We start from the raw sequence: 12,909 nt of genomic DNA, 5'->3' as shown, positions 1-12,909 counted from the left end.
ACCGGTGCGACACGGGCGACCCGCCGCCGGTATCGATCCACCAGGTGCGAACTCAGCCGTCCGACCCGGCGGTGGGGGACGACGTGCCGGGGGAGGCCGGTGACCTCGACGTGGGCCCGCCGGAGGGCGTCGCCGGGGTGCCGGATCTGCCCGGTGTCGCACTGCCCGTCGGCTTCGCGGGGCTGCCTGTCGGCTTCGCGGGACTGCCCGTCGGCTTCGGCTGGCCGCCCGCCGGGGTCGACGCCGCGGGGCCGGGCGCGAAGTGGGCGAGCGCGTCGTCCCGCGAGAGGGTCGGCCCGGTGGGCACGAGGGCCAGCAGCGACGCGGGCACGGCCACCGGGGTGACCCCCTCGTAGCCGAGCGCCGACATGGCGCCGACACCGAGCGGATAGCGGACCCCCTGGGCGCTGATCAGGTAGACGGTGGCGCCGGGGGCGGCCGTGCCGCTCTCGCCGGACCCGGGCGTGGCCTGCACGAGCACGCCCTTGCCACCCGGCAGCAGCACGCCCTCGGCGGTACGCACGCCGTCGCGCGCGCCCTGCCGTACCGGGACGGCGCCGGAGGCGGCCAGCTCTGCCGGTACGCGGTCGAAGACCTCCAGCGTGGTGGTGGGCGGCCCGCCGTCGGTACCCGCCCGGTAGGTCGCGCAGATCGCCGTCCGGCCCGCGGTGACCGGGTGCAGCGCGGGCAGGGCCTGCGGCATCCCGGCCTCCTCCGCCCGCTGGTCGGTCAGCAGCTTGCCAGCCTGCGCCGGGGTGATGTCGGTGACCTGGCCGCCGTCGCGCAGCAACAGCAGCGCGCTGATCTCGCCGATCGCGGAGAGTCCCTCCCGGGTGAGCACGTAGTGCTGGCCTGCCGACCGGAAGACCTGACCGACCCGGGCCGGGCGGTCGGTCAGGCTGCTGGCCTCGTCCGCGCCGGCGATGGCCGGCTCGCGCATGACCGGCCCGGCCGGCACGGCGTTGAGCAGTTGCTGCCCCACCGGCAGGCGGGGCGCGTTGGCCATCCGCAGCGCGGCCAGCGCGGAGTCGCCGCCGGTCACCCGCAACCGGGTGTCGGCGGTGAGCAGGTGCCGCTGGCCGTCGGCCTCCACCAGCACGCCCCGGTCGCCGAGCGGCGAACCGCCGGGCAGCGGGCGGTCGATCACCACCCGGGTGCCGGACCGGCGGGGATCGGCCGGGTCCGGGACGTCGCAGACGGACCACGGCAGACCGGTCAGGGACTTGCGGTCCGGCAGCGCGTCGGGGGCGCCGACGATGCCGACCGTGCGCCCCCGTGGCCGTTCCCGGATCGACGCCTGGGACATCGTGCGGACCTGCGGGGCCGGCTCGTTGATGATCAGCCGGGCGGAGGCGTAGTTGAGGGTGGGGTGCAGTTGCCCGTCGACGAAGACGTACGTCGCCCCGGTCTCCCGCTCGATCACCAGGGTGTTCGGCTCCAGCGGCGCCGTGTTGCCGGTGAACTGCCCGTACGCGCCGACGCCGCCGAGCACCACGGCCGCGGCGATGACGCTGCCGAAGACCGCCATGCCGAGCCGCCGCATCGGCAGGTTGCTGGTCTCCGGGTCGCCCGACAGCAGCGCTGAGACGATCCGGCGGGTGACGAAGCGGTACGCCTGCACCTGATCGCGGCGGGTCCGCATGACTTACCTCCGGCGGGGGGTGGGTCCGCGACGAGCAGGTCCGAGTCGGTGTCGCGGGCTTCCCTACGATAAGGGGCCGTCGACGGGTCACCGGGACCAGCGCCCGACCTGATCCGGCGGACGCTCCGCCGTCCAGAAAGGACTGTCAGCGATGACGCAGGTTCAGGCGCCACCCGGTCGTCCGGCTCCGCAGCCGTCCGGCGTCGCCCAACGGCCGGTCGTTCCGGCCGACCGGCGCGACCGTGGTCGGATCGGGTCCGTAGCCGTGGGGCAACTCGTGGTGCTGGAACTCTGCGCCCTGGCCGTCTGGGCGGCGCTGGGCGGGCCGGTCTGGCTGGCCGGGGCCGTCGGGGCGCTGTCGCTGGCGGTGGTGGTCGCCGTCTTCGCCCGCCGGGGCGGCCGCTGGTGGTACGAGGACCTGCTGCTGCGCCGGCGGCTGCGGCGGCGACGGGAGGCGGCCAGGAGCACCGTCGCGGCGGACGGCGGGGTCGATCCGAGGCTGGCCGTTCTGGCCCCCGAGCTCACTGTGACGGAGCTCACAGACCGTGGCATTCGGCTCGGCATCGGGCAGGACGCACAGGGCTGGTTCGCGGCGGTGGCGTTGCAGGGCCGGGCCGGGGAGCCCGCCGGATCGGTCGAGGCCTCGGTGATCGACCGGGCACTGCGGGTGCTCGCCGACTTCACCGGCCCGGTCACCCGCGCCCAGGCGATCTCGCACACCCTGGTCTGGTACCCGGCACCGGGAGCGCCACCCGCGGCCCACCGGACGGTCTGGCTCGCGCTGCGGCTCTCCGTACGGGACGCCCGCGCCGAGACCGTCAGCCGGGGCGGCGGCATGCCCGGGGTGCACCGCACGCTGTCCGCCGGGATCGGCCGGCTGGGCAAGGCGCTGACCGCGGCCGGGCTCGCCCACCGCCCGCTCAGCCGCGACGAGCTGCGTGCCGCCGTGGTCTCGGCGGCCGGGCTGGACCTGGCGCCGGCGCCGCCGGCGGAGACCTGGACCGGCCTGCGCGGCGGTGGCTGGACCCAGCGCTGCCTGGTCCTGCGGCCCCGGGCCGACGCGCCGTTCGGGCCGCTGGTGGAAGCGGTGACGGCGACGTCCGCCCCGTCGCACACGCTGGCCGCCGTGGTGCTGCCGGGCGGGCGCGTCGCCCCGCCGATGCTCCGGGTGGCGGCGCTCGACGACCACGTGGAGGCGCTGGTCAAGGCGGTGCGCGAGGTGGCCCGCCGGTCCGGCGCCCCGGCCCGCCCGGTGGACGGCCAGCACGGCCCGGCCGTCTACGCCACCGCCCCGGTCGCCACCACCGTCACGACCCTGCCCCCGACCGACTGACGAAGACGCCCACCCCCGCCGCCCGGCGGGCGGCAGGGGTGGGGTGGGGTGGGTCAGGGACGGAGGTTGACGATCCAGCCGTAGAGACCGATGACCCAGACGGCCAGCGGGACCAGGGCGATGATCAGCATGATCTCCACGATGTCGAGCAGCCGGCCCCAGACCGGGGAGATCCGCTTGCCGGCCACGCTGAGCCCGTAGATCAGGCTCACCACGGCCGCGAGCACCAGGCCGCCGAGGATCAGGCCGAGGCGTACCGCCGTCGAGCCGTTGCCGAACGTGGCCGCGGCGGTCAGGCCGAGCCCCCCGGTGCCGGCGAACAGCACCGGGGTCCGCTGGGCGCGGCCCAGGAACGGCCGGGCCCGCAGCAGCGACAGCAGGGCCAGCACGAGACAGAGCAGCACCGCCGGCAGGCTGCCGTGCAGCGCGAGCACCACCTGGGCGCCGAGCACCAGCAGCGACACCGTCCAGAGCAGGCCGGTCAGGAACTCGTCGGCCCGCTCGCTGAGCTGGAGGACCTGCCGGCCGTCCACCGACTCGGTGTCGCTCTTCAGGTCGTCGGGGCCGGTCGGGATGGACGGCACCGGCAGCCGGGCCAGCCGGTACGCCGCCATCGGCAGCGCCGGCACCGTGCCGAACGCGACCGCGGCGACGACCGCGGCGGCGGCCGGCGCATCGGTGTCGAAGGCCAGGCTGACCAGCGCGCCGAGGCCGGTGACGGCACCGACCCCGACCGCGCCGAAGAAGAGTGGGATCCGGTCGCCGACGGCCAGCGCGGCCACCGCCGCACAGAGCACCACCGCCGTGGCGCCGAGGAGCACGTGCGGGGCGCCCAACCCGGTCAACGGACGGTCGCCGGCCAGCACCAGCAGGCCGCCGACCCCCGCGTACGCCAGGCCGACGACCCCGAGCACCGACCCGGTCGCGCTGTCGGCGGCGGCCCGGGACAACACGGCCGCGGTGACCACCAGGGCGACCGCGACGACCAGCGCGGCGAGCGCGGCGGGCAGGTGCGGCGGCCCGGTGAACAGCGCCGCCACCGCTCCGGCGCCGAGCGCCGCGGCGGCGAAGAGCACCGCGAAGGAACGGGTGGTGCCGACCTGCCAGGCGCCCGGACGCTGGTTGGTGGCGGTGGCCACGGCGTCGACCACGTCGTCGAAGACGATCTCCGGCGCGGTCGCGGACCGGGGGTTGAAATAGAGCACCTCGCCGTCGCGGATGCCGAGCTGCGTGGCGGTCCGGCCGCCGTCCAGCGGCTCGCCGCCGAGCCGGGCCAGGCTCCAACCGCCGTGCCGCACCCCCTCGTCGGCCAGGTCCTCACCCGCGTAACGGAGCAGGGTCGGCAGCAGATCGGCGAGCGGTACGTCCGACGGCAGCGCGAGATCCATCCGGGTGCGGGGCGCCACGATGGTGATCCGGCTCAGGCCGCCGGTCGCCGTCTTCGTCGCCACAGTGGCCTCCTCGCGTTCTTCTACGATCACCCCTGGCCGGCGGTACCGACGTACGGGTTCCTGACGCCCACGGGAGATTACCTACGATGGCGGGCACGTACGATGCCCACCCGACGACTCCGGTCGCTCGCCGAACTTCATCAGGGCCGCTTCTGGGAGGAGACAGCCGTGAGCACGGTGGTGTTCCGCCGGCTCCCGCGTCAGCCGGGGCCTGCGCTGCCGCGAGGCGAGGTGCTGCTGGAGTCGCCTCCGGAGCTGCCCGAACCGACCCCGCGCGGGATGGGGCAGCTGCTGATGATCCTGCCCATGCTCTGCGGCGCGGGCGCCATGGCGTTCCTGTACGCCGGCCGGGGCGGCGGCACGATGACCTACATCGTCGGCGGCCTCTTCGGCGTCTCGATGCTGGGCATGGCGCTCGGGTCGATGAGCAACGGCAACAACGACAAGGCCGAGCTGAACGCCGACCGGCGCGACTACATGCGCTACCTGGCCCAGATGCGCAAGCGCACCCGGCGGGCCGCCGAGCAGCAGCGGGCGGCGATGGCCTGGCGGCACCCTGAGCCGGACGCGCTCTGGTCGATCGGCGCCTCCCGCCGGCTGTGGGAGCGGCGGATCACCGAGGACGACTTCGGCGAGACCCGGATCGCCACCGGTCCGCAGCGCCTGGCCGTGGAGATCGTTCCGCCGGAGACCAAGCCCGTCGAGGACCTGGAGCCGATGAGCGCGATCGCGCTGCGTCGCTTCGTCCGCGCCCACTCGAACGTGCCGGACCTGCCGACCGCGCTCTCGGTCCGGGCGTTCAGCCGGGTGGTGCTGCGCGGCGACCGGGAGCCGGTGCTCGACCTGACCCGGGCCGCACTCGGCCAGCTCGCCACCTTCCACGCCCCGGACGACATGGTCGTCGCGATCGTCGCCGCGCCGGACCGGCAGGCGTCCTGGGGCTGGGTGAAGTGGCTGCCGCACAACCACCACAGCGCCCGGACCGACGCGGCGGGCGCGCGCCGGATGGTCTTCGCGAGTCTTGCCGAGGCCGAGGAGGCGCTCGCCGACGAGCTGGCCGGCCGGCCCCGGTTCGCGCCGGAGGCGAAGCCGCTGACCGCCGCGCCGCACCTCGTGGTGGTGATCGACGGCGGTGAGGTCTCGGCGGCCTGCCAGCTCATGGGGCCGGGCCTGCTCGGCGCGACCGTGCTCGACCTCTCCGGCACCGTGCCCCGCGACGCCGGCCGGTGGCTGCTCTGCCTCGACGTGGGCGACGGCAGCTCCCTCGAACTGGTCCGCGGCACGTCCTCGTCCCGGCTCGGCCGGCCGGACCGGCTCACCGAGGCCGCCGCCGAGGGGCTGGCCCGGCAGATCGCCCCGTACCGGCTGTCGCAGCAGCAGAGCACGTCGGACGAGCCGCTGGCGAAGAGCATGGAGCTGCCGGACCTGCTCGGCATCGGCGACGCCGCCTCGGTCGACGTGCAGCACACCTGGCGCCCGCGCAGCCACCGCGACCGGCTGCGCATCCCGCTCGGCGTCGGACCGGACGGCAACGTGGTCGAGCTGGACTTCAAGGAGTCCGCGCACGAGGGCATGGGCCCGCACGGCCTGATCATCGGCGCGACCGGTTCCGGCAAGAGCGAGCTGCTGCGGACGATCGTCGGCGCGCTGGCGGTGACGCACTCCTCCGAGGAGCTCAACTTCGTCCTGGTCGACTTCAAGGGTGGTGCCACCTTCGCCTCGCTGGACGCGCTGCCGCACACCAGCGCGGTGATCACCAACCTGGCCGACGAGCTGACGCTGGTCGACCGCATGAAGGACGCGCTGGCCGGCGAGATGAACCGTCGCCAGGAGGTGCTGCGGGCCGCCGGCAACTACGTCTCCCGCTACGACTACGAGAAGGCCCGGGCGGCCGGCGAGCCACTCGACCCGATGCCCAGCCTGCTGATCATCTGTGACGAGTTCAGCGAGCTGCTCGCCGCGAAGCCCGACTTCATCGACCTCTTCGTGATGATCGGCCGGCTCGGTCGTTCGCTCGGCGTGCACCTGCTGCTGGCCAGCCAGCGGCTGGAGGAGGGCAAGCTGCGCGGCCTGGACACCCACCTGTCGTACCGGATCGGCCTGCGTACCTTCTCGGCGGTGGAGAGCCGGATCGTGCTCGGCGTGCCGGACGCGTACGAGTTGCCCAGCGCCCCCGGCCACGGCTACCTGAAGACCGACACCAGCACCATGCTGCGGTTCCGGGCCGCGTACGTGTCCGGGCCGTACCGGGCGCCGGGGCAGGCCGCCGCGTCGTCGCGGGCGATGGTGCAGCGCCGGATCGTCCGGTACGGGGTGGACTTCGTGCCGGTGCAGAACCCCACCCTGCCGGTGCCGGACGCGCCCGAGCCGGAGCAGTCCACCGACGGCAAGGCCGTGGCGATGCTGGACGTGCTGATCGACCGGCTGAAGGGACGGGGCCGTCCGGCTCACCAGGTCTGGCTGCCGCCGCTGGCGGAACCGCCGGGCCTGGGCGAGCTGCTGCCGCCGCTGAGCGTCGACCCGAGGTTCGGCCTCTGCACCGCCTCGTGGGGCGGTCGCGGGCGGCTGGCCGCTCCGGTGGGCATCGTGGACCGGCCGTACGAGCAGCGCCGTGACCCGATGCTGGTCGACCTGGCGGGTGCCGGCGGCAACGTGGTGATCGTGGGCGCTTCGCTCAGCGGCAAGAGCACGATGCTGCGTTCCATGCTCGCCTCGCTCGCGCTCACCCACACCCCGCGCGAGGTGCAGTTCTTCTGCCTCGACTTCGGTGGCGGCGCGCTGCGTAGCCTGGACGGGCTGCCACACACGGCCGGCGTGGCCGGGCGGCGGGACACCGAGGCGGTACGCCGTACGGTGGCCGAGGTGGTGGCCGTCATCGACGACCGGGAGAACCGGTTCGCCCAGCACGGCATCGACTCGGTGGCCAGCTACCGTCGCCGCCGGGCGGCCGGGGAGTTCGCCGACGACCCGTTCGGCGACGTCTTCCTCGTCATCGACGGCTGGAACACCCTGCGCCAGGAGTACGAGGAGCTGGAGCAGACCATCACCACCCTGGCCAACCGCGGCCTGGGCTTCGGCGTGCACGTGGTGCTGACCGCCGTGCGGTGGGCGGAGATCCGAATCAACATGCGGGACCTGCTCGGCACGAAGCTGGAGCTGCGTCTCGGTGACCCCAACGAGTCGGAGATCGACCGGCGGGCGGCGGCGAACGTTCCGAACGGTTCGCCCGGGCGCGGCCTGACCCGCGACAAGCTGCACTTCCTCACCGCCATCTCCCGGATCGACGGCCGGCGTGACATCGACGACCTGACCGAGGCGTCGATCGCCCTGTGCCAGCACGTCGCGGAGGCCTGGACCGGTCAGCCGGCCCCGAAGGTGCGGCTGCTGCCGCGCAGGCTGCCCGTCAGCGAGCTGGCCCGGGTCGTCGACCGGTCGGCGCCGGGCCTGCCGATCGGTGTCAACGAGTCGGCGCTGGCCCCGGTCTACCTCGACCTCGTCAACGAGCCGCACCTGACGATCTTCGGGGACGCCGAGTGCGGCAAGACCAGCCTGCTGCGGCTGATCGCGCGCGGCATCACGGAGCGGTACAGCCCGGCGCAGGCCCGGCTGGTCATCGCCGACTACCGACGTGGCCTGCTCGGTGCGGTCGAGGGGGACCACCTGCTCGACTACGCGCCCTCGAACCAGGTGTTCGCGCAGGGGCTCGGCTCGATCCGCAGCGCGCTGTCCAACCGGCTGCCCGGCCCGGACGTCACCACCGCACAGTTGCGCGACCGCAGCTGGTGGAAGGGGCCGGACCTCTACGTCCTGGTCGACGACTACGACCTGGTCGCCTCGGGCGGGAACAACCCGCTCAGCGCCCTGCACGAGCTGCTGCCCCAGGCCCGCGACATCGGCCTGCACCTGATCATCACCCGGCGGGTGGGTGGCGTGGCCCGGGCGCTCTACGAGCCGGTCCTGCAACGCCTGCGCGAGCTGGACCAGCCCGGCCTGCTGATGTCCGGCAACCGGGAGGAGGGCGCGGTCTTCGGCACGTTGCGGCCGAGCCCGCAGCCGCCGGGGCGGGGCACGCTGGTGCGTCGGCGGGACGGTCAGCAGCTCATCCAGACGGCCTGGTCAGAGCCGCTCTGAGGGGGTGTTGGTCCGGCCGGGTCGACGGGGCGGACCGACGGGACGGCATCCGGTAACCTGCGGCACGAGCGTCGCAACCGACGAGAGGACCGTGTTGAGCACATCGTGGACGCCCGGGGGCGCGGGAGCAGCCGGTCTCGAGGGACTGCTACGGCAGGCGCAGGAGCAGCAGCGCAGGCTCGCGGACTTCCAGCGGCAGCGCGCCGAACTGCGGGTCACCGGGGAGAGCCCGGACGGCCTGGTCCAGGTCACCGTCGACGGTGACATGAAGGTCGGCGACATCGAGATCAACGCGCGGGCCATGCGGCTCGACAGCTTCGCCCTGGCCGAGTCGCTCCAGGCCGCGATCGACGCCGCGTACTCCGCGCACGCTGATCGGCAGCGTGAGCTGGTGGAGGAGATGGTCGGCGGCGCCGACCTGGTCCGGCAGGCCGAGGCGGGGAAGGTGACTCCGGAGGAGTGGTTCAAGCACTTCGGGGTGGACCTCAAGGACCCGCTGCGCCGGCTGCGCGGCTGACGGGAAGGGGAGGACAGTGGCGAACGAGGTCGACGTCGGCGCGATTCGGGGCGCCGGTAAGAAGCTCGCCGCAGAGGACGGCCCGAAGGCCTTCCTGCGGAACGCGAAGGAGAAGCTGGACGAGGTCAAACTGTCCGGCCTGTCCATGACCATCCTGGGCATCGGTGCCGTGGGCAGGCACAACGCGGTGATCGACGAGCACGTGGACAACCTGACCTCCGGCATCGAGCACCTGCAGAAGGCCGCCGACAACCTCGAGAAGACCGCAAGCAACTGGGAGAAGTCGGACCAGCCCTGGGTGGTCAAGTGATCCCGCAGGCGCAGGACGCAGGGAGGCCCTGATGCCGGAAATCCTGATCGCCAATTCCTCGGGTTCGGTGGTGGGGACGCACAGCGTCGCCGCGCAGACCGCGCCGGTCCGGACCTTGGCCGGTGCGGCCCGGGCGAACTGGGCCTGGCTCGTCGGTGCCGGTGTCCTCATCATCGCCATCGTCCACCTCGAGTCCTTCGACAACGACGAGATCTCCAAGGCCGTCAAGAACTGGGGTGACGCGGCCGCCTATCTCGGCGGGGACCAGTTCGGCAAGGCGATGGAAAGCGTGCCGCCGTCCGACAAGGAGTGGAACTTCGAGGACCGCGAGGCGTTCGACAAGTTCGTGCAGCAGCTCAACATGGAGGTCTCGGCCCTCGCCGACGCGCTCAATGCCAACAAGGACGCGTTGCAGGGGCTACAGGACCACTACAACGCCGTGATCGACGCGCTGGTCGCCGTGTTGACGACGATCCTGATCGCGGTGATCGCGGCGGTGGCACTCCAGGCCTTCCCGCCCACCATTCCGTTGGCGAACGCGATCGGGGTGGCCGGCCTCACCGCCAGCATGGCGATCGTCGCGTTCGTCTTCCAGGACATCGGGTCGTTGCTCTCCACCATCACGAGCTCGTTCCGGGGGGCCGAGGTGCACCAGTTCACCACCGAGTCCAAGCCGGGCTTCGCGACGGGGCCCGACCCCGACATCAAGGACGTCAAGATCGACTGGGTGCAGGATTCGGGTTTCTACACGGCCTGATCGGCTGGCCGGAAGGTGGTTGGCAACGTGTGGCAGACAGGCGTTTTCGTGTACGCACTGGTCACCATCCCGGTCTTCATCGTCCTCGGACTGGTCGCGCAGTTGACTCGCTCGCGGCTGGCCCGGCGGTTGATGGAGATCGTTCTGCTCAGTGGTGTGGCCGCGTTCGCGGTGGCTCTCGGGACTCTCGCCGACGACGGGTTGCAGTGGACGCTGGTGGTGCTGCTGGTCGCCCTGTTCGCCGTCGGCGTGGTGATGCACCTCCGCTCGTACTTCCGGCCGTCCCAGGGGCCCAGTTGAGCGGTTGTCGCGCCATGTGGGGCAGGGCTGCGCGGATTGGACACCGTCCGCTACGGTCTTGACTGAGTGTCCGTCGGTGGGGTGATTGCCTTGCGGCGGGGGAGGGCGCGGCGACTGCGCCGCCACAACATGACGGAAGGGTGTGAAGCATGGCGTTCGAGGTCGAAGCAGCGACTCTGCATACCGCCGCGGGTGACGTGCGCTCCACGCGCAGCGACGTCGACGGCGAGCTGAAGAAGCTCTGGAACGTGGTCGACGACCTGGCCATCGCCTGGAAGGGCGGGGCGTCCACCGGCTTCCAGTCGCTGATGCAGCGCTGGAACGAGGACACGGGCAAGCTGCTGACGGCGATGGACAACATCGCCGACCTGCTCGACAAGTCGGGTACGACGCACCAGGTCAACGACGAAGAGCAGCAGCAGATGCTGGACAAGTTCCACTCTGCACTCAACCCGTGATCCGCCGAGACGAGCAGGGGAGGAACTCATGAGCATCAAGGTCGACTACGCGGTCCTCGAGAGCAGTAACCAGCAGATGATGGCCATCTCGAAGACCATCGACGAGAAACTGGACACGCTGCGCTCGATGCTGTCGAAGCTCCAGTGGGACGGTGAGGACCGTGCCTCGTACGAGCAGCACCAGGCGCAGTGGGATGCCGCCGTCCGGGACATCAACAAGATCCTGAACGACATCGGTGGCGCGGTGGGCATTGCCCGCGAGAACTACGTCAGCACCGAGATGAGCAACGCCAAGGCGTGGAACTGACACAATCGCCGATGCGGCTCCGGTCCGGTTCGACCGGGCCGGAGCCGCATCGCGTTGTGCGTCGATAGGTCCTGGGAGAATCATGCGTGCGAGGAAGCCTCCGCGGCCCAAGCTCAGGCTGGCCGTCGCCGCGCTGGCGTTGGTCGTCGGCGCCGGCTCCGGTCCACTGGCCGCGCCGGCTCCGGCACGCGCCGACACGGTGCGCGAACTGCAGTGGTATCTCGACACGCTGAAGATCCCGCAGGCTCACAAGATCACCAAGGGTAAGGGCGTCACCGTCGCGGTCATCGACAGCGGTGTCGACGCGAGCCTCCCCGACCTGCGCGGGCAGATCCTCCCGGGCAAGGGGGTGGGCTCCGCGACCGCTTCCGACGGCCGGCGTGACGACGACGAGAAGTTGGCCCACGGCACGGCGATGGCGGGCATCATCGCGTCGCGAGGTGGCGGCGCGATGCGGTGCCTCGGCATCGCGCCCGAGGCCCGGATCCTGCCCGTCGCACTCGGCAGGCCCTTCGACACGAGGGATGTCGCGGATGGCATCCGGTGGGCGGCCGACGCCGGCGCGGACGTGATCAACCTGTCCATCGGGTCCGACGCACAGCCCACTCCGGAGGAGGTCGCGGCCGTCCGGTATGCCCTGGACAAGGACGTCGTTCTGGTCTCCTCCGCGGGCAACCGGAAACAGGGCGCCCGGGGCGTCGGCAGCCCGGCGAGTATTCCCGGCATCATCGCCGTGACCGGCCTGGCGAAGGACGGCGGGCACTTCGCCGAGAGCGTCGGCGGGCCGGAGGCGGTTCTCGCCGCGCCGATGGAGAAGATCATTTCGCCACGGCCAAAGTCGGTCTCGTCGAACGGCTACGGCCTCGGCAGCGGCACGAGCGACGCAGCCGCCATCATGTCCGGGGTGGCGGCGTTGGTCCGCGCGAAGTACCCGGACCTCGATGCGGCCAACGTGGTGAACCGGTTGATCCGGACCGCCCGCGACCAGGGCCCGGCCGGCCGCGACAGCCAGTACGGCTTCGGCGCGGTCGACCCGCTCGCCGCGCTCACCCGCTCAGTGCCGGCGGTGGACGCGCACCCGCTGCTCGCCGGCGCCACCAACGGCGCCGCCCCGTCCGCGCCAGCGGCGACGCCGTCGAAGGACGACGGTCCGGCGGTGTCGATCAGCATGAAGAATGGCACCGGCGCGCTGGTCCAGGGCGCGCTCTGCCTGCTCGTGCCCATCGCGCTGCTGATTCTCGTGATCGTGCTGGTGCGCCGGTCCCGGCGGAAGGCGGCGACGGGCCCGCCCGGCTACCCGCCGTCCGGCGGCCCGCAGACTGGCCCGCCCGGTTTTCCACCGTCCGGTGGCCCGCCGCCCGGATCCCCCGGCTACCCACCGCCCCCCGGTTACCCAACGCCTCCCGGCTATCCACCGCCGCCCGGCTACGCGCCGCTCGGCGGTGCACCGGGGAGGCCGTCCGGCAACCCGCAGTTCGGTGTGCCCGGACACCCGCCGTCCGGTGGGGCGCCGACGGGCTCGCCCGCACCGCCGCAGGCGGGACCCCCGGCCGGGTACGGCCCGACGCCCACCGGCGGACCCCACCCGTACGGCACGCCGCCAGCGCCCCAGGCCGGTGCCTGGGCGCCCGGCGCGGGCCCAACGGCACCCCCACCTCCGCCGGCTTCCGGCGGGCACCAGCAGTAAGCCAGATTTTCAGTCG

General features: G+C 72.8%; 11 protein-coding genes. 9 read left to right on the top strand and 2 right to left on the bottom strand.

Translation table 11 applies throughout. The annotated features are described in order from the left end of the window. Nucleotides 1-52: 52 nt before the first annotated feature. Complete coding sequence (gene eccB / locus GA0070608_RS07165; protein WP_091623759.1) at nt 53-1,642, bottom strand: type VII secretion protein EccB; 1,590 nt, start codon at nt 1,640-1,642, stop codon at nt 53-55. Between the two features lie 151 nt (nt 1,643-1,793). On the opposite strand from eccB, the gene GA0070608_RS07160 reads away from it, so the two are divergent. Further along, complete coding sequence (locus tag GA0070608_RS07160) at nt 1,794-2,975, top strand: type VII secretion protein EccE (protein WP_091623756.1); 1,182 nt, start codon at nt 1,794-1,796, stop codon at nt 2,973-2,975. 53 nt (nt 2,976-3,028) lie between these two features. On the opposite strand, the gene eccD is transcribed toward GA0070608_RS07160, so the two are convergent. Next, complete coding sequence (eccD, locus tag GA0070608_RS07155) at nt 3,029-4,426, bottom strand: type VII secretion integral membrane protein EccD (RefSeq protein WP_091623753.1); 1,398 nt, start codon at nt 4,424-4,426, stop codon at nt 3,029-3,031. Between the two features lie 168 nt (nt 4,427-4,594). On the opposite strand from eccD, the gene eccCa reads away from it, so the two are divergent. The 8 genes from eccCa (at nt 4,595) to GA0070608_RS33930 (ending at nt 12,893) form a co-directional block, all read left to right on the top strand. Next, on the top strand, nt 4,595-8,557 hold the full coding sequence (eccCa, locus tag GA0070608_RS07150; RefSeq protein WP_091623749.1) for a type VII secretion protein EccCa: 3,963 nt from the start codon (nt 4,595-4,597) through the stop codon (nt 8,555-8,557). A gap of 91 nt (nt 8,558-8,648) precedes the next feature. Beyond that, on the top strand, nt 8,649-9,074 hold the full coding sequence (locus tag GA0070608_RS07145) for a YbaB/EbfC family nucleoid-associated protein (RefSeq protein WP_245715727.1): 426 nt from the start codon (nt 8,649-8,651) through the stop codon (nt 9,072-9,074). A gap of 16 nt (nt 9,075-9,090) precedes the next feature. Next, nucleotides 9,091-9,384 carry a hypothetical protein gene (locus GA0070608_RS07140; protein WP_091623745.1) on the top strand — a complete coding sequence of 98 codons (294 nt, stop codon included), beginning with the start codon at nt 9,091-9,093 and terminating at the stop codon, nt 9,382-9,384. A 31-nt stretch (nt 9,385-9,415) separates the two neighbouring features. Beyond that, nucleotides 9,416-10,141, top strand: a complete 726-nt coding sequence (locus GA0070608_RS07135) for a hypothetical protein (RefSeq protein WP_176733659.1) — start codon at nt 9,416-9,418, stop codon at nt 10,139-10,141. A 27-nt stretch (nt 10,142-10,168) separates the two neighbouring features. Then, nucleotides 10,169-10,441 carry a hypothetical protein gene (locus GA0070608_RS07130; RefSeq protein WP_141719421.1) on the top strand — a complete coding sequence of 91 codons (273 nt, stop codon included), beginning with the start codon at nt 10,169-10,171 and terminating at the stop codon, nt 10,439-10,441. A gap of 149 nt (nt 10,442-10,590) precedes the next feature. Then, on the top strand, nt 10,591-10,899 hold the full coding sequence (locus tag GA0070608_RS07125) for a WXG100 family type VII secretion target (RefSeq protein ID WP_091623731.1): 309 nt from the start codon (nt 10,591-10,593) through the stop codon (nt 10,897-10,899). Nucleotides 10,900-10,927: 28 nt separating this feature from the next. Continuing rightward, nucleotides 10,928-11,206 (top strand): WXG100 family type VII secretion target, encoded by a 279-nt coding sequence (locus GA0070608_RS07120; protein ID WP_091623728.1) that lies wholly within the window; start codon nt 10,928-10,930, stop codon nt 11,204-11,206. 82 nt (nt 11,207-11,288) lie between these two features. Next, nucleotides 11,289-12,893, top strand: coding sequence for a S8 family serine peptidase (locus GA0070608_RS33930; protein ID WP_091623726.1), 1,605 nt, complete (start codon nt 11,289-11,291; stop codon nt 12,891-12,893). Nucleotides 12,894-12,909 lie beyond the last annotated feature (16 nt).

The organism is Micromonospora peucetia, assembly GCF_900091625.1.
GTDB classification, from domain to species: domain Bacteria; phylum Actinomycetota; class Actinomycetes; order Mycobacteriales; family Micromonosporaceae; genus Micromonospora; species Micromonospora peucetia.
Note: the sequence above shows the minus strand (reverse complement) of the source record. Positions and strands in the feature narration are given on the sequence as shown.

Coding starts and splice junctions, on each gene's coding strand:
- eccB (WP_091623759.1), bottom strand. CDS start 1,642: ATGCGGACCCGCCGCGATCAGGTGCAGGCGTACCGCTTCGTCACCCGC.
- GA0070608_RS07160 (WP_091623756.1), top strand. CDS start 1,794: ATGACGCAGGTTCAGGCGCCACCCGGTCGTCCGGCTCCGCAGCCGTCC.
- GA0070608_RS07135 (WP_176733659.1), top strand. CDS start 9,416: ATGCCGGAAATCCTGATCGCCAATTCCTCGGGTTCGGTGGTGGGGACG.
- GA0070608_RS07125 (WP_091623731.1), top strand. CDS start 10,591: ATGGCGTTCGAGGTCGAAGCAGCGACTCTGCATACCGCCGCGGGTGAC.
- GA0070608_RS07120 (WP_091623728.1), top strand. CDS start 10,928: ATGAGCATCAAGGTCGACTACGCGGTCCTCGAGAGCAGTAACCAGCAG.
- GA0070608_RS33930 (WP_091623726.1), top strand. CDS start 11,289: ATGCGTGCGAGGAAGCCTCCGCGGCCCAAGCTCAGGCTGGCCGTCGCC.